Origin of the sequence: Burkholderia sp. JKS000303 (assembly GCF_002563755.1) — a bacterium.
Taxonomy (GTDB): Bacteria; Pseudomonadota; Gammaproteobacteria; order Burkholderiales; family Burkholderiaceae; genus Burkholderia; species Burkholderia anthina_B.
Genome location: NZ_PDBZ01000001.1, coordinates 1,750,515 through 1,765,673, shown reverse-complemented (window position 1 = coordinate 1,765,673; position 15,159 = coordinate 1,750,515). Strand labels below are relative to the sequence as shown.

Annotated in this window: 16 protein-coding genes; 4 read left to right on the top strand and 12 right to left on the bottom strand. The window is 68.7% G+C overall.

All coding sequences use genetic code 11. The features are described 5' to 3' along the window. Positions 1–198 precede the first annotated feature (198 nt). The 9 genes from flgJ to flgB are packed head-to-tail and all read right to left on the bottom strand — an operon-like array spanning position 199 to position 7,737. Positions 199–1,182, bottom strand: a complete 984-nt coding sequence (gene flgJ, locus BX604_RS08555; RefSeq protein WP_098550365.1) for a flagellar assembly peptidoglycan hydrolase FlgJ — start codon at positions 1,180–1,182, stop codon at positions 199–201. Beyond that, entirely contained in the window at positions 1,183–2,373 is a 1,191-nt protein-coding gene (locus BX604_RS08550; protein ID WP_373562415.1) for a flagellar basal body P-ring protein FlgI, read from the bottom strand. It abuts the gene before it with no gap. 5 nt (positions 2,374–2,378) lie between these two features. Then, positions 2,379–3,068 (bottom strand): flagellar basal body L-ring protein FlgH, encoded by a 690-nt coding sequence (gene flgH, locus BX604_RS08545; protein ID WP_098550363.1) that lies wholly within the window; start codon positions 3,066–3,068, stop codon positions 2,379–2,381. Between the two features lie 21 nt (positions 3,069–3,089). Then, positions 3,090–3,878 carry a flagellar basal-body rod protein FlgG gene (gene flgG / locus BX604_RS08540; RefSeq protein ID WP_096508506.1) on the bottom strand — a complete coding sequence of 263 codons (789 nt, stop codon included), beginning with the start codon at positions 3,876–3,878 and terminating at the stop codon, positions 3,090–3,092. A 35-nt stretch (positions 3,879–3,913) separates the two neighbouring features. After that, positions 3,914–4,672: a flagellar basal-body rod protein FlgF gene (gene flgF, locus BX604_RS08535; RefSeq protein ID WP_098550362.1), complete on the bottom strand. Its 759-nt coding sequence runs from the start codon at positions 4,670–4,672 to the stop codon at positions 3,914–3,916. A gap of 20 nt (positions 4,673–4,692) precedes the next feature. Further along, positions 4,693–5,946 (bottom strand): flagellar hook protein FlgE, encoded by a 1,254-nt coding sequence (gene flgE, locus BX604_RS08530; protein WP_098550361.1) that lies wholly within the window; start codon positions 5,944–5,946, stop codon positions 4,693–4,695. A gap of 27 nt (positions 5,947–5,973) precedes the next feature. Then, on the bottom strand, positions 5,974–6,732 hold the full coding sequence (locus tag BX604_RS08525) for a flagellar hook assembly protein FlgD (protein WP_098550360.1): 759 nt from the start codon (positions 6,730–6,732) through the stop codon (positions 5,974–5,976). Positions 6,733–6,784: 52 nt separating this feature from the next. Further along, entirely contained in the window at positions 6,785–7,210 is a 426-nt protein-coding gene (gene flgC / locus BX604_RS08520) for a flagellar basal body rod protein FlgC (protein WP_096508502.1), read from the bottom strand. 38 nt (positions 7,211–7,248) lie between these two features. Further along, on the bottom strand, positions 7,249–7,737 hold the full coding sequence (gene flgB, locus BX604_RS08515; protein WP_098550359.1) for a flagellar basal body rod protein FlgB: 489 nt from the start codon (positions 7,735–7,737) through the stop codon (positions 7,249–7,251). A 204-nt stretch (positions 7,738–7,941) separates the two neighbouring features. Between flgB and flgA the strand changes: the two genes are divergently transcribed. The 3 genes from flgA (at position 7,942) to BX604_RS08500 (ending at position 10,121) form a co-directional block, all read left to right on the top strand. Then, positions 7,942–9,144: a flagellar basal body P-ring formation chaperone FlgA gene (flgA, locus tag BX604_RS08510; protein WP_098550358.1), complete on the top strand. Its 1,203-nt coding sequence runs from the start codon at positions 7,942–7,944 to the stop codon at positions 9,142–9,144. Positions 9,145–9,262: 118 nt separating this feature from the next. Next, positions 9,263–9,595, top strand: a complete 333-nt coding sequence (gene flgM, locus BX604_RS08505; protein WP_096508499.1) for a flagellar biosynthesis anti-sigma factor FlgM — start codon at positions 9,263–9,265, stop codon at positions 9,593–9,595. Between the two features lie 85 nt (positions 9,596–9,680). Continuing rightward, positions 9,681–10,121, top strand: a complete 441-nt coding sequence (locus tag BX604_RS08500; RefSeq protein ID WP_098552760.1) for a flagella synthesis protein FlgN — start codon at positions 9,681–9,683, stop codon at positions 10,119–10,121. Positions 10,122–10,183: 62 nt separating this feature from the next. Here the strand turns inward: BX604_RS08500 and BX604_RS08495 are convergent, their stop codons facing one another. Next, on the bottom strand, positions 10,184–12,031 hold the full coding sequence (locus BX604_RS08495; RefSeq protein ID WP_098552757.1) for a M24 family metallopeptidase: 1,848 nt from the start codon (positions 12,029–12,031) through the stop codon (positions 10,184–10,186). 384 nt (positions 12,032–12,415) lie between these two features. On the opposite strand from BX604_RS08495, the gene BX604_RS08490 reads away from it, so the two are divergent. Further along, entirely contained in the window at positions 12,416–13,231 is an 816-nt protein-coding gene (locus BX604_RS08490; RefSeq protein WP_098550357.1) for a helix-turn-helix domain-containing protein, read from the top strand. A 36-nt stretch (positions 13,232–13,267) separates the two neighbouring features. Here the strand turns inward: BX604_RS08490 and BX604_RS08485 are convergent, their stop codons facing one another. Both BX604_RS08485 and BX604_RS08480 read right to left on the bottom strand, forming a co-directional pair. Beyond that, positions 13,268–14,509, bottom strand: coding sequence for a multifunctional CCA addition/repair protein (locus BX604_RS08485; RefSeq protein WP_098550356.1), 1,242 nt, complete (start codon positions 14,507–14,509; stop codon positions 13,268–13,270). Then, positions 14,506–15,153, bottom strand: a complete 648-nt coding sequence (locus tag BX604_RS08480; protein ID WP_098550355.1) for a glutathione S-transferase family protein — start codon at positions 15,151–15,153, stop codon at positions 14,506–14,508. Before BX604_RS08480 ends, BX604_RS08485 begins: the two co-directional genes overlap by 4 nt. Positions 15,154–15,159 lie beyond the last annotated feature (6 nt).

Here is a 15,159-nt window from a genome sequence, read left to right as displayed (position 1 = left end):
GGGCAACCGGTGCGCAATAAAACCGGGCCAGAACATGGGCCCGGTTACTGGTCTCACACACTTAGCGGCAGTGCTCACCGAAAGTTTAGATCGAATTGCCGCTTTTTTTTGCGCAAACGTTGAAACCGCGCGCGGCGGGGAGCCGGGCGCGGTCCAAAGGACGGCGAGTGGGCGGCAGGCCGGTTCCGGCACGCCCGCTCAGCCGATCTGCTGCATGATCGAGATCAGCTTCTTCGCATAATTCGGGTCGGTCGCATAACCGGCCTTCTGCATCCCGTGCGCAAAGCCCTCGACGCTGCGGCTCGCGCTCAGCACGCCCGCGTAGCGCGGATTGTTCTTCAGCAGGTTCGCGTAGTCGGTCATCGCATGCTCGTACGAATCGTACGCGCGGAACTTCGCGACCACACGGCGCGGCGTGCCGTTCACGTATTCGGTCGTCAGCGCCGACACCGTGCGGCCCGTCCAGCCCTTGTTCGCCTTGATGCCGAACACGTTGTAGCTGGTCGAGCCGTCGCTCGCGCGGATCTCGCGCTTGCCCCAGCCCGATTCGAGCGCGGCCTGGCCGACGATGAAGCGCGCCGGGATGCCGGTGGTCGCGCTCGCCGCCTGCGCCGGCGCGGCGAGCCGGTCGACGAAGGCGTCGGCGTCCTGCACCCCGCTCGCGCCCTTCAGCGGCGGCGTCAGCGCGCTGCCGGCCGAGTAGCCGCGCGAGCCGGCGAGCGCGCCGTTGTTCGCCGCGCTCGCGTAGGCGCGGGCCATCGCGCTCATCGCGGCGAGGCTGCCTTCGTTGCCCGACGCGCCTGAGCCGGCCGCGCCCAGCCCTGCCGCGCCGACGTCGGCCGCCGAGTCGCTGCCCGCCCCCTGCCCCGCGTTGCGTAGCAGTTGCTTCATCAGCGCGTCGGCGACGCCGATCCCGCGCTTCGACATCTGCTGCGCGAGCTGCTGGTCGAGCATCGACGTGTACATCTTCGACGTGTGCGAATCGAGCAGCCCGCCGTCGGGCGTCGCATCGCGCATGCTCTTGAGCATCATCTGCGTGAACATCGCGTCGAACTGGCCGGCGACCGCCTTCGCGCCGGCCTGCGGCGACTGCTTCGCCTGCGCGCGCAGCGCGTCGAAACCCTGCACGTCGAGCGCGAAGCGCTGCGTGAGGTCGTTTGCATCGGGAAGGTTCGCTGACATTTAGATGACCTCCAGGTCCGCGCGCAGCGCGCCGGCCGCCTTCATCGCCTGCAGGATCGACATCAGGTCGGCCGGCGTCGCGCCGAGCGTGTTCAGCGCCTTCACGACGTCGGCGAGGTTCGCGCCGGCCGTCACCATCTTCAGCGAGCCGTTGTCCTGCTTCAACTGGATCTGCGACTGCTGCGCGACCACGGTCTGCCCGTTCGAGAACGGCCCCGGCTGCGACACCACCGGCTGCGTGTTGACGACCACCGACAGGTTGCCGTGCGCGACCGCGCAGCTTTGCAGCGTGACCATCTGGTTCATCACGATCGAACCGGTGCGCGCGTTCAGGATCACCTTCGCGGCGGCCCGGTCCGGGCTCACGTCGATATTCTGCAGGCGCGCCATGAACGCGACCTGCTGCGCGGAGTCGACCGGCGCCGCGAGCTGGATCGTGCGACCGTCGAGCGCGGTCGCGGTGCCGGGGCCGAAGTTCGCGTTGACCGCGGACACGATCCGCTCCGCGGTGCCGTAATCCATGTCGTTCAGTTGCAGCTGCAGCGCGCCGTGCATCTGCGCGATCGCATTCGGCACCGCACGCTCGACGATCGCGCCGCCGACGATCCGGCCGGCCGCGAGCTGGTTCACCTGCACGCGGCTGCCGTTGGCGCTCGCGCCCGCGCCGCCCACCGCCATGTTGCCCTGCGAGAGCGCATACACCTGCCCGTCCGCGCCCTTCAGCGGCGTGAGCAGCAGCGTGCCGCCGCGCAGGCTCTTCGCGTTGCCGAGCGACGACACGGTCACGTCGAGCGCCTCGCCCGGCCGCGCGAACGGCGGCAGCGTGGCCGTCACCATCACGGCCGCGACGTTCTTCAGCTGCATGTTGTTCAGCGACGACGCACCGCCGTTCGCCGAACCGTTGTTGATCGAGATGCCGAGGTTCGCGAGCATGTTCGCGAGCGTCTGCGTGGTGAACGGCGTCTGCATCGTCTGGTCGCCCGTGCCGTCGAGACCGACGACGAGGCCATAGCCGATCAGCGGGTTGTCGCGCACGCCCTGGATCTGCACGAGGTCCTTCAGGCGCTCGGCGTGCGCCGGCGCGGCGCCGAACGCGCACGCGACCAGCGCGAATGCGGCGGCGATCCGCGCGAAGCCGGGCGCGCGGCGCGACAGGCTGGCGGACAGGCGATGAAATACGGTGGGCGGCATCGTCATCACCACGGTGCGATGTTGAGGAAGAAGCGCTGCAGCCAGCCCATCGTCTCGGCTTCGTTGATGTAGCCCTTCGCCGAGTATTCGATCCGCGCGTCGGCGACCTGCGTCGAGTACACGGAGTTCGCGCCCGAGATCGTGTTCGGGTTCACGACGCCCGAGAAGCGCACGAATTCGTTGCCCTGGTTGATCAGCATCTGCTTCTCGCCGCTCACGACGAGGTTGCCGTTCGGCAGCACATTGGTGACGGTCACCGTGATCGTGCCGTTGAACGTGTTCGCCGCGCTCGCGCCGCCCGTCGCCGCGAACTTGTTGTCGCCGCTGGCCGACAGGTTCGCCTTCGAGAACAGCCCGCCGAGGAAGCCGGCGGTCGGCACGTTGAAGTCGGTATTGCCCTGCCGGTTGGTGTTGGCGCCCGACGACTTGGTCGCGTTGATGTTCTCGGCGATCACGATCGTCAGGATGTCGCCGATGTTGCGCGGGCGCTGATCCTCGAACAGCGGCCGGCCCGCATACCCCGGGTTGTAGATCGAGCCGGGCGCCTGCATCGACATCGGCATCGGCGGCTGGGCGGTCATCGGCTGCTGGATGATCGGATCGTGCGGAATCTGCGCGCAGCCGGCGAGCGCGGCCACCGCGACCGCGCACGCGGCGCGGACGGTGGCTGACGGGGAGAGGCGAACCTGCTTCATGGCAACGACGGGACTTTCCGGTTAGCTCTTCATCTGCGTGACGGTCTGCAGCATCTGGTCGGACGTCGTCACGGCCTTGCTGTTGATCTCGTATGCACGCTGGGTCTGGATCATGTTGACGAGCTCCTGCACGACGTTCACGTTCGACGCCTCGACATAGCCCTGGTTGAGCGCGCCCGCGCCGTTCAGCCCCGGCTGCGACACGTTCGGCGCGCCCGACGACGTCGTTTCCGCGAACAGGTTCTCGCCCTTCGCCTCGAGGCCGGCCGGGTTGATGAAGGTGGCGATCTGCAGCGAGCCGATCTGCACCGCGTTGGTCGACCCCGCCTGCGTGATCGACACGACGCCGTCCTTGCCGATCGTCAGCGACGTCGCGTTCTGCGGCACCGTAATCGCCGGCAGGATCTGGTAGCCGCTCGACGTGACGAGCTGGCCCTGCGCGTTGGTCTGGAACGAGCCGTCGCGCGTGTACGCGTTCGTGCCGTCCGGCATCAGCACCTGGAAGAAGCCCGCGCCGTTGATCGCGACGTCCTTCGAGTTGCCGGTCTGCGTGAGGCTGCCCTGCGTGTACAGGCGCTCGGTCGCGACCTGCTGCACGCCGGTGCCGAGCTGCAGGCCCGACGGCAGTTCGGTCTGCTGCGTCGAGTTCGCGCCCGGCTGGCGGATGGTCTGGTACAGCAGATCCTCGAACACCGCGCGCGACGCCTTGAAGCCGTTCGTGCTGGTGTTCGCGAGGTTGTTCGAGATCACGTCCATCTGCGCCTGCTGCGCATTCATGCCGGTGGCGGCGATGTAAAGCGAACGGTTCATGTTGAATCTTCTCCTGGTAGCGCGGACCGTGCCGCTCAGCTGAAGTTGAGCAGCTGGTTCGCCGACTGCTCGTTCTGGTCGGCCGTCTGGATCAGCTTGGACTGCAGCTGGAACGCCCGCGCGTTGTCGATCATCGCGACCATCGCGGTCACCGGGTTCACGTTGCTGCCTTCGAGCGAATTCGGCGTGACGACCACGTTCGGGTCGGCGTCGGCCGGATTGCCGTCGGCGGTGCGGAACAGCCCGTCGTTGCCGCGCGCGAGCGTGGCCGGATCGGGATTGACGAGCTTCATCTGGTCGACGATCGCGACCGCCGTCGGCGGGTCGCCCGGCATCAGCGCGGACACCGTGCCGTCCTTGCCGATCGTCACTTCCGCGTTCGGCGGCACCGAGATCGGGCCGCCGTTGCCGATCACCGGCAGGTTGCTCGCGTTCACGAGCTGGCCGTTTTCATCGACGTGCAGGTTGCCCGCGCGCGTGTACGCCTCGCTGCCGTCGGCCGTCTGCACCGACAGCCAGCCGGGGCCCTGCACGGCGACGTCGAGCGGGTTGCCGGTGCGCGTGATCGGACCCGGCGTGTAATCCGCGCCGGGCGTCGACGCGAGCACGTAGGTCCGCGTCGTCGTCGGGTCGACGTTGCTGCCGTCGCCGAAATTCATCGGCACCGCGCGGTAGGTCGCGAGCTGCGCGCGAAAACCCGTCGTCGATGCATTCGCGAGGTTGTTCGCGACGATCGCCTGCTGGTCGAGCGACTGCGACGCGCCCGTCATCGCCGTGTAGATCAGTCGGTCCATGGCTGCCGGTTATCCGCGCGTTACAGGTTGATGAGCGTCTGGTCGACGGTCTGCTGCGTCTTGATCGTCTGCGCGTTCGCCTGGTAGTTGCGCTGCGCGGTGATCAGGTTGACCAGCTCCGACGTCAGGTCGACGTTCGAGTTCTCGAGCGCGCTGCCCTGCAGCGAACCGTGGTTCGTGGTGCCCGGCGCGGAGATCTGCGGCACGCCCGAATCGGCGCTTTCCGCATACTGGTTGCCGCCGAGGCTGATCAGCCCGTTCGGGTTGTTGAAGTTCGCGAGCGCGATCTGGCCGAGCACCGCCGTCTGGCCGTTCGAGTAGTTGCCGGTCAGCTTGCCGTCGGTGCCGATCGAGTAGGTCGTCAGCGTGCCGCTCGCGTAGCCGTCCTGCGCGAGGTTGTTCACGCCGTCCTTGCCGCCGTACTGCGTGGTGCCGGTCAGGTCGAGCGTCATGGTCTGCGGCGTCGCCGAGCCGTCCGTGTTCGGCACGGTGAACTGGAACTGGCCGAGCGATGCGGTCGGCGTGGCCGGCGTGCCCGAGTTCGCGAGCGTCGTGCCCTGGATCGCGCCCGACGAATCGAACGTGACCGTACCGAGATCCGTCGGGGTGCCGCTGCCCTGCACGCCCGCGTACGCCTCCCACGTGCCGGCGCCCGACTTCACGAAATACATGCTGACGGCCTGCGAGCCGCCGAGCGAGTCGTACACCTGGATCGACGTCGAGTAGTTGTACGTCGTGTTGTCCGACGGATCGATCGGCGATTTCGTCGGCGTCGTGTCCTGCGAGTTCAGGTTGAACTGGGCCGAGATCCTGGTCGTCGCGGTCGGCGCGATGTTGGTCGTCGGCGCCTGCAGCGCCACCGTCTGCGACGTGTTGATCACGCCGTTCTTGTCAGCGGCATAGCCCATCAGGTTCATGCCCTGCGCGTTGACGATGTAGCCGTTCTTGTCGCGCTGGAACGTGCCGTCGCGCGTGTACGTCGTCACGCCGTTGTTCGACATCTGGAAGAAGCCGTTGCCGTTGATCGCGACGTCGAGCGACGAGCTCGTCGTATTGATCGCGCCCTGGCTGAACTGCTGCTGCACCGATGCGAGCGACGTGCCGATCCCGATCTGCGTGTTGACCGATGTCGCGATCGAGTTCGCGTACATGTCGGCGAACTGCGCGGTGCTCGACTTGAAGCCGACCGTGTTCGCGTTCGCGATGTTGTTGCCGATCACGTCCAGCGCGTTCGATGCGCCGGCGAGGCCGCTCAGACCCTGTTGATAACCCATTTCGGTCTCCGTTTCGAGAAATCTGGATCAGTTGGTAGTGGTGCCGCCGGACGACGACGTGGACGACGAAGACGACGTGGTGTTCGGGTAGATCGACGCGACCTGGGAAAGCCCCACGGTCGTGCCGTTCGACAGCATGAGCCCGGCGGTCCCGTCCGCCTGCTTGATCACGCTCTGCACCTGCGCGGCCGCGAGCGTCGTCGCGGTCTGCTGCGTGCCGGTGCTGTCGGTGTAGGTCGCGCTGACCGTATACGCGCCGTCGGGCAGCGTGTTGCCGGCCGCGTCGGTCGGCGTCCAGTTGAACGGCACCGTGCCGGCCGACTGCGCGCCCGCGTTGATCGTGTTGACGACCGCGCCCGAGCTGTTCTTCACGGTGATCGTCAGGTTCGACACGTTGTTCGCGAGCGACACGCCGAACGGCGACGACGCGCCGTCCTTCACCGCGACGCTGTTGCCCGGCGCGAGCACGTTCGTGCCGATCAGCAGCGCGGCCTGCGTCTGCTGGCCGGCCGCGAGCTGCGTCGACAGCGACGTGAGCGACGTGTTCAGCTGCGCGATGCCGCTCACCGTGTTGATCTGCGCGAGCTGCGACGTCATCTGCGAACTGTCGACGGGGCTCGTCGGATCCTGGTTCTGCAACTGCGTGACGAGCAGCTTCAGGAACGTCGACTGCAGGTCGCTCGCCGACGTGCCGGTGCTCGACACGTTGTTGGTGTTCATCGTGTCGGTCGGCAACGTCGACACGTTGGTGCCGTTGCCGCCGATCGTCGTGCTGGAGGATGTCATCCTGGGTGGCCTTCTGTCGGAACTGTCGGGTCTGTAAGGTCGCGCGCGCGGCTCAGGAGCCGATCGTCAGCGTCTTGAGCATCAGCGTCTTCGCGGTGTTCAGCGTCTCGACGTTCGCCTGGTACGAGCGCGACGCCGAAATCATGTTCACCATTTCCTGCACCGGGTCGACGTTCGGCATCTGCACGTAGCCGTTCGCATCGGCGGCCGGGTTCGCCGGGTCGTAGGTCGACTTCATCGGCGACGGGTCGTCCACCACCTTCGACACGCGCACGCCGCCCACGCCCTGGCCGGACGCGGTGCGCACGCCGCCGAGCGGGTCGGTTTCAAACACGACCTGCTTGGCCTTGTACGGCTTGCCGTCGGGGCCGGTCGCGCTGTCGGCGTTCGCGAGGTTCGACGCGGTGACGTTCAGGCGCTGCGATTGCGCGGACAGCGCCGAACCGGCGACGCCGAAGATGTTCATCAACGAGGGCATGGAGGCTCCTTGTGCTCGGGTTCGGAAGCGGCGCGCGCTTACGAGTTCGTCGAGATCGCGGCGATCATCGCCTTGATCTGCTGGGTCATCACGGTCATCCCGGTTTCGTAGTGCAGCGCGTTGTCCGCGAACTGCACGCGCTCGACGTCGAGATCGACCGTGTTGCCGTCGAGCGACGGCTGCAGCGGCATCCGGTACTGCGCGCGACCGTAGTCGTCGGCCGGGCCGCCGGTCGGAATCAGCTTCGCGGCGCCGGCCATGTGGCCGGGCGCCGTGGACACCATCGTCATCCCGCTCGTCACGCCGGCCGGCTGCGCCATCGGCAGCTGCGCGGCGTTGCTCGGCGCGACGCCGCCGTCGGCCTGCTTCAGCGAGCGCGCGAGGGTCGACGCGAAATTGACGTCGCGGGCCTGGTAGCCGGGCGTGTCGGCGTTCGCGATGTTCGACGACAGCAGTTCCTGCCGGTAGGCGCGCACGTCGAGCGCCTGCCGGCCGAACGCGAATTCGGCATCGAGTTTGTCCAGCATGTGTGCGTCTCTCCGTATGAAGCGCTGCACGCCCGTCGGGCCGGATGGCGACCCAAGGGGCTTTTTTCCATGACAGCGATGGTAGGCGGCGCGCGCAACCGGCAATCGGGCGAATAACGCGGCAAAGGCCCCCTCTATTCATCGTTTGCGCGGCGGCCCCGCTCCCTAGAATGCGAATCGGATCAACGGATCGAGGACACGGCGATGACAGGCAGCGCACTTCGCGGGAACGACCGGCGCGGCATACGCGTGCCGCTAGCGTTCGCATTCGCCGCGGCGCTGTGGCTCGCCGTGCCGGCCGCGCGCGCGGACGACGGGATGATCGTGATTCCCGGACGCGGCGAGACGGCCGAAACCGCCCTCGCGCATGCGAACGCGGCGAGCGGCGGGCAGTTCGGCGGAAATACGGTGAATGCCGCCGGAGCGGGCATCGCGTCCGACCCGGCAGGCAATGCCTACCGGCCGGCGCCCGGCACGGCCGGGGCGGCCGGAGCCGGCTACGCGGTACAACCGGGCGTCGCGACGGTCGCGACGAATCCGCCGCCGGCCTCAACCTACGCGGCGGCCCGCGCGAACGCCGGTTATGCCAACACGCCGCCGCGCGCCGTCGATCCCGCTGGCGTCGCGACGGTCGTGGCCGGCACGGCCGAGCCCGCGTCGAACGCGGCGCGGCTCGCGCGACAGCCGGCGATCGACGCACGCGCCGCCACGGCGCCGCGCGCGCCGGCGATTTCCGCCAACGCAGCGGCGCCCGCCGCCGCGCCTCATCCCGCCCCGCTGCCGGGCCAGCAAGACCCCGAAGCGATCCGGCGCACGGCGCTCGCATTCCTGCAGCAGCAGATCGCCGGCCTGCCGGGCAAGACCACCGCAACCGTCGCGACCGCGTTTCCGCGCGGGCTCGTCGCGTGCACGACGCTCGAGCCGTTCCTGCCGACCGGCGCGCGCCTGTGGGGCCGCACGACGGTGGGCGTGCGCTGCGCGGGCGAACGGCCGTGGACCGTCTATCTGCAGGCGAAGGTCACGGTACAGGCCACCTACTACGTCGCCGCGCGGCAGATCACGCCCGGCGAGCCGCTCACCGCGGCCGACCTCGTCGCGCGCGACGGCGACCTGACGGTGCTGCCGCTCGCGGTGATCACCGATCCCGCGCAGGCGGTCGGCGCAACCGCGCTCGCCCGCATCTCGGCCGGGCTGCCGCTGCGCCAGGACATGCTGAAGAGCGCGGCATCCGTGTCGGCCGGCCAGACCGTGCGGGTGGTGGCAGCCGGGCCCGGCTTCACGATCTCGGCCGAGGGCAGCGTGCTCGCGAATGCGGCGCCGGGCCAGTCGGTGCGGGTCAGGATGGCCGCGGGCCAGATCGTCACGGCAATCGTCAAGGACGCCGGCACCGTGGAGATTCCGTTGTAGGGACGGATGACCCCGCAAGATTGCAAAGAATTGTTTATTCGAAGAATTTCGGGCTCGCGATGCTAAAGTTCGGGCCGGCCCGGCCGTTATCTGGGTCAAACCGTACAGGAAACCCATCGTGAAGATCGATTCCACTCCGAACCCGAGCCCACTTGCGCCGACCGGCAACGGCGCGACCCGCGCGCAATCCGGCGCGGCTTCGTCGACGTCCGCGCAGGCGGCCGACGCAGGATCGACCGGCGGCGACACGACCGTGAACCTGTCGGGTCTGTCCGGCCAGCTGCGCTCGGCGTCGGCATCGGGCGACGCCGACATCGACACGGCACTCGTCCAGTCGATCAAGGACGCGCTGAACAACGGCACGCTGACGGTCGACGTGAACAAGATTGCCGACGGTGTATTGAATACCGCCCGCGACCTGCTGCAACAGCAGCGTCCGCAGGGCAACTGAGCCGGATTGGGGCCTGTCACGCCCCGGCCGGTCCCCCGGTTTGCCGGTGCGCCCACGCGCGCGCCGGCGCGACGAGCATGACGCGATGAGAGAAGAGCTGCTGGCCACGGTCAACGACGAACACGCGACGGTCGAGGCGTTCGCGTCGCTGCTCGCCTACGAGGAAAAGGCGCTGACGACCCCCGAGCCGCTGGACATGCTGCCCGGCATTGTCGAGAAGAAAACCGCGCTGCTCGACCGGCTCGCGCTGCTCGAACGCACGCGCGACACGCAGTTGTCCGCGCTCGGCTTTCCGGCCGGCAAGAAAGGGATGGATCAGGCCGCCGAGCGTGATGCACGCCTCGCCGGCCGCTGGCAGTTGCTGCTGCAGGCCGCCGAACGCGCGCGCCAGGCCAACGCGAACAACGGGATGCTGATCCGGATCCGGATGGACTACAACGAGCGCGCGCTCGCGGTGCTGCGCTCGGCGCCCGCGCCGAGCGGCGTCTACGGGCCCGACGGGCGCGTGTCGGCGCTGATGCGCTGATGCGCAAACGCACCGCGCGGCGCGCCAGTCGCCGCGCGCCGCCTCCCGCCTGACTCACCCCCTCACAGCAGCGGACATGCCGTGACCTGCGTGCCGCGTTCCACGCAAAGCCGTTCGTAGTCGCGCAGATACGCGCGCTCGTCGTCGTCCAGCAGCGCCAGATCGATCAGGTCCCAGTCGTAGCCGACCGTCACGATGTTCTCGAACGCGACGGTATCCGACGCGTCGTCCGCGTGCACGATCACGATGTTCTCGATCCGCACGCCGCCCTTGCCCGGCACGTAGATGCCCGGCTCGACCGAAATCACCGCATTCGGCACCAGCCCGTACTTCGCGCCCGGCGCGAACCGCACACCGCCTTCGTGCACGTGGATCCCGACACCGTGCCCGGTACCGTGGCCGAAATCGTAGCCGTGGTCGCGGCACACCTGCCGCACGGTCGCATCGACGTCGCCGCCCGTCGCCGCTTTCGGGAAGCGCGTGACGAGCCCCTTGATGCAGGCCTTCAGCGCGACGGTGTAGATCTCGCGCTGCCACGGCTGCGCCACCGTCTCCGCCCGCGTGCGGCGCAGCACGACGCGCGTGCAGTCCGTCGCGAAGCCGGCGTCGTAGTACGCACCGCTGTCGAGCAGCACCAGTTCGCCTTCGGTCAGCTCGACCTCGGCGCTCGCCGCCGTGTAGTGGGCGAACGCGCTGTTCGCACCGTTCGCGGCGATCGACGGGAACGTCAGCGCGAGCGCCGAGCGTGCGCCGTAGGCATCGTTGATCGTACGCGCGAGATCGTATTCGGTCGGGTTTCGCCCCGGCTCGCCGGCCTTCGCCCAGCGCATCGTCTCGGCGATCGCCGCCGAACTGCGAGCGAACGCATCGCGGAAGCGCTCGAGCACGGCCGGCGTCTTGCTGGCGCGCATCGCCTCGACCGGATTGAAATCGGCGTGGCGCGCCTGCGGCCATACGCGGCTCACCGACTCGACGAGCGCGCAGTTGACCGATTCGAAGCCGTAGCACACGTGGTCGACCGCGAATTGCGCGAGGAAGCGTTCGAGTTCGGCGAAGTCGCGCCGGATCACGTGCAGTGCCGGATACGACGCCAGCTCGACCGGGCACCGGTCGCAGCCTTCCGGCAGGAACAGCGCGACCTGCTCGCCGATCGCGAACAGGAAGCCCAGGTGCGACGACGCATTCGGGATGTGATAACCGCGGCTGTTCAGCAGATACGCGAGGTCGTCCGATGCACAGGTGAAGAATGCGGTCGTCCCGTGCGCGGCGCCGGTGTGCGCGGCAAGCCGCCCGTTCAGCGTGGCGAGGTTCTGCGCGACGCTCGCGCCGGTCATGGCTTCCGGCAGCTCGAAGATCGGCCGCTCGACCACCCAGCCCGGCAGCGCGATTGCGCGGTCGATCTCGCGCTCGACGAGGCTCGCCCATTCCAGCCGCGCGGCCCGGGTCTGCTCGACCAGCCGGTCGCGCTGCCCGACGCTGATCCGCAGCGCGTCGTAGCCGATCCGTTCGAGCCGGCCCGCACGCGCGACCAGCCAGTCGGCCAGCGCCTGCCAGATCGTCACGTTCATGCCGAGCTTCTCGATCTGCACGCGTGCCGGATCGCACTGCTGGTCGGCCTGCAGGTGATAGCGGCCGTCGACGAACAGCACGAAGCGCGGCACGCCGAGCGCACGCGCGGCCGCGTCGCTCAGGAACAGCCCGCAGCCGGCCGAACCGTCGAAGCCCGACAGCGCATAGCGCGGGTTGTTGCGGCGCGGCAGGTATTCGGTGATGTATTCGTCCTGCGACGTAACGACCACGGCGTCGAGTCGCAGCGCGTCGAGCACGTGCGACAGGCCCGCCTGCGCGTCGGCGACGGAGGCATCGTACGGGGGAAGGCCGGAGAAGGTGTATTTCAGTCGATCGATCATCGGATGCTCGCGTGATTCGTTGTTATCGGCCGCCCGCGGCGCCATGCGATACGCGGCCGCCACGCAGCGTGGCGTAGCGTGCGTCCGGCGCACCGTCGGGCCGCCCGCCGCGTCGGTCGCGCGGCAAGGCTCGGAATTTTTGTCTCACTAAAATTCCTGATGCAGCGCGACAGAATCTAGAGCACGCCGAAATTGAGGTCAAGCTAAAATTTTGGTGTAGCTAAAATTGCCGGCACGGTACGCCGCGCGGTCGATGCCGACGGTACAATGCGCGCGCATCGTCGGCCGGACGGCCATGTTTCGTGCGATTCGCGTCAAAACAACGGCCCGGCGACTGCACTGCCCCTCCGCTCGCCTTCCGACTCGTTGCCACGAAAGAGATTCATGGATTCAGACATCATGCGTATCGGCCAGCGCATTCGGCGCCTGCGCCGGGAAGCGAAGAAGACGCTGCTGGAAGTCGCGACCGAAGCGAATCTGTCGGTCGGATTCCTGTCCCAGGTCGAGCGCCATCTCACGGGCATCTCCCTGTCGTCGCTCGTCAACGTCGCGAAGGCGCTGAACGTGCCGCTCGGCGCGCTGATCGACCAGCCGCGCCAGGCGCAGCCCGACTCGCACGAAGGCAGCCGCGAACCGTACGCGGTCGACGCGATGTCGCAATGGTACGAGCGGCTGTCCACCACGTTCGACGGCAGCCAGATCAACGCGCTGAAGGTCCGGATGATGGAAGGCTACCGGTCGGAATGGGTCGCGCACGGCGGCGACGAGTTCGTGTACGTGCTAACCGGCCGGCTCTGCTACACGATCGGCAAGCAGGACTACCCGCTCGCGCCCGGCGATTCGCTGCACTTCGACGCACGCAAGCGCCATCGCGTCGCGAACGTCGGCGACGGGCCCGCCGAGCTGATCGCGGTCGGCACGCTGCCGCTCTTCGACGACCGCTGCGCCGAACTCGTTTCGGCGACGCTGGGCATCCGGCCGGCCGGACACGATGCCGACGCGGTGCCCGGCGAGCCGCGCGTGAGCCGGCGCGAACCGGCGGCCAAACGCGAGCGCGACGCGCAGGCCGCGGCACCCGCCGGCCAACCGGCCCGCACCGCGGAAAAACCGCCTGCCGCGAAACCGCGCACGCCGGCCGGCAAACGCCCGGCTGCCGCCACGCCGGCCCGCCGCACCGCATCCCGCACGAAGCAGAAATAACGCCGTGCAGCCGGGCCGCGCGCCGGCCCGTCCACCCTATTCGGCGATCGCGAGCGCCTGCTTGACGGCCTCGACGCGCGCGCGATGCACTGCGTCCTTGATCTGCATCGCGTCGTTGCCGACCCCGCGTGCGATCGCGCCCGCATCGACGCTGCGCGCCGCCACCAGCGCCACGCGCAGCCGCTCGGCCTGCGGATACGGCTGGGCCTCGAGCCCGAGCCGGCCGCGCGCATCCGATTCACACGCCTGCAGCAGCTCGGCGAAGCGCGCCGGCTTGCGCAGCGCGTCGCTGCGCTCGAAGAACCGCACCAGCGCGGCTGCGCCCATCTCCATCACGCGATGCAGGTTGCCGTGCTCGCGCGCGACCACCAGCGCGAGATCGCGGCATTCGTTCGGCACACGCAGCCGCTCGCACAACGGCTTGATCAGGTCGACGCTGCGGCCCTCGTGGCCGACGTGGCGCGGCAGCACGTCCGCGGGCGTCGTCGCCTTGCCCAGATCGTGCGTGAGCGCCGCAAAGCGCACTGGCAGCGAATAGCCCTGCTTCGCCGCATAGTCGACGACCATCATCACGTGCACGCCCGTGTCGACTTCCGGGTGGTAGTCGGCGCGCTGCGGCACGCCCCACAACGCGTCGACCTCCGGCACGATGCGCGCGAGCGCGCCGCACTCGCGCAGCACCGCGAACATCCGCGACGGCCTCGCTTCCATCAGCCCGCGCGCGATCTCCTGCCACACGCGCTCAGGCACCAGCGCATCGACCTCGCCCGCGTCGACCATCCGCCGCATCAGCGCGAGCGTTTCGTCCGCGATCGTGAAATCCGTGAAGCGCGCGGCGAAGCGCGCGATCCGCAGGATCCGCACCGGATCCTCGACGAACGCGTCGCTCACGTGCCGGAACACGCGTGCGCGCACGTCGGCCTGCCCGTCGAACGGGTCGATCACGGGGCCGACCAGCGCGCCCTCCGGGCTCACCTCGCGCGCCATCGCGTTGATCGTCAGGTCGCGCCGCGCGAGATCCTCTTCGAGCGTCACGTCCGGCGCGTAGTAGAACTGGAAGCCGCGATAGCCGGCCGCCGTCTTGCGCTCGGTGCGCGCCAGCGCATATTCCTCCTGCGTGTCCGGATGCAGGAACACGGGGAAATCCTTGCCGACCGGCCGGAAGCCCTGCGCGGCCATCTGCTCGGGCGTCGCGCCCACCACCACGTAGTCGCGGTCCTGAACCGGCACGCCGAGCAATTCGTCACGGATCGCTCCGCCTACTGCGTAGATGTTCATGGCTGGGGTTCGTATTCGGCAATCACGTTGGTTTCGCGGCGCGCGGCCTCCATCCACTGCTGCACCGCCGGCAGCGCCGTCACGCGCGCCGCGTAGCCTGCCGCCTCCGGCGACAGCGCCGGCGCATACGTGTTGAAGCGCATCACGACGGGCGCATACATCGCGTCGGCGATCCCGAATTCCCCGAACAGGAACGGCCCGCCCGATGCCTCGATGCACGCGCTCCACAGCGCGTCGATGCGCGCCACGTCGGCGAGCGCGTCGGGCGTCGCGCCGCGCCCGGGCATCGACGCGCGCACGTTCATCCCCATCTGCGTGCGCAGCGCGGCGAAGCCCGAATGCATCTCGGCCGAGATGCAGCGTGCCTGCGCGCGCCGCGCCGGATCTGCCGGCCACATCGGCAACTGCGGATAGCGCTCGGCGAGCGTCTCGGCGATCGCGAGCGAATCCCAGATCGCGGCGCCCTGCGCGTCGAGCAGGCACGGCACCTTGCCGCTCGGCGAATACTCGCGGATGCGCGCGGCGGTGTCGTCGCGGCGCAGCTCGATCGCGATCTCGTCGAACGGGATGCCGAAGTGCGTGAGCAGCAGCCACGGCCGCATCGACCACGACGAGTAGTTCTTGTCTCCAATGACGAGTTTCATGGCGGT

Coding starts and splice junctions, on each gene's coding strand:
- flgA (WP_098550358.1), top strand. CDS start 7,942: ATGACAGGCAGCGCACTTCGCGGGAACGACCGGCGCGGCATACGCGTG.
- BX604_RS08490 (WP_098550357.1), top strand. CDS start 12,416: ATGGATTCAGACATCATGCGTATCGGCCAGCGCATTCGGCGCCTGCGC.
- flgF (WP_098550362.1), bottom strand. CDS start 4,672: ATGGACCGACTGATCTACACGGCGATGACGGGCGCGTCGCAGTCGCTC.
- BX604_RS08495 (WP_098552757.1), bottom strand. CDS start 12,031: ATGATCGATCGACTGAAATACACCTTCTCCGGCCTTCCCCCGTACGAT.
- BX604_RS08500 (WP_098552760.1), top strand. CDS start 9,681: ATGAGAGAAGAGCTGCTGGCCACGGTCAACGACGAACACGCGACGGTC.
- flgE (WP_098550361.1), bottom strand. CDS start 5,946: ATGGGTTATCAACAGGGTCTGAGCGGCCTCGCCGGCGCATCGAACGCG.
- flgB (WP_098550359.1), bottom strand. CDS start 7,737: ATGCTGGACAAACTCGATGCCGAATTCGCGTTCGGCCGGCAGGCGCTC.
- BX604_RS08525 (WP_098550360.1), bottom strand. CDS start 6,732: ATGACATCCTCCAGCACGACGATCGGCGGCAACGGCACCAACGTGTCG.
- flgH (WP_098550363.1), bottom strand. CDS start 3,068: ATGAAGCAGGTTCGCCTCTCCCCGTCAGCCACCGTCCGCGCCGCGTGC.
- BX604_RS08480 (WP_098550355.1), bottom strand. CDS start 15,153: ATGAAACTCGTCATTGGAGACAAGAACTACTCGTCGTGGTCGATGCGG.
- BX604_RS08485 (WP_098550356.1), bottom strand. CDS start 14,509: ATGAACATCTACGCAGTAGGCGGAGCGATCCGTGACGAATTGCTCGGC.
- flgJ (WP_098550365.1), bottom strand. CDS start 1,182: ATGTCAGCGAACCTTCCCGATGCAAACGACCTCACGCAGCGCTTCGCG.
- flgG (WP_096508506.1), bottom strand. CDS start 3,878: ATGAACCGTTCGCTTTACATCGCCGCCACCGGCATGAATGCGCAGCAG.
- BX604_RS08550 (WP_373562415.1), bottom strand. CDS start 2,373: ATGCCGCCCACCGTATTTCATCGCCTGTCCGCCAGCCTGTCGCGCCGC.
- flgC (WP_096508502.1), bottom strand. CDS start 7,210: ATGCCCTCGTTGATGAACATCTTCGGCGTCGCCGGTTCGGCGCTGTCC.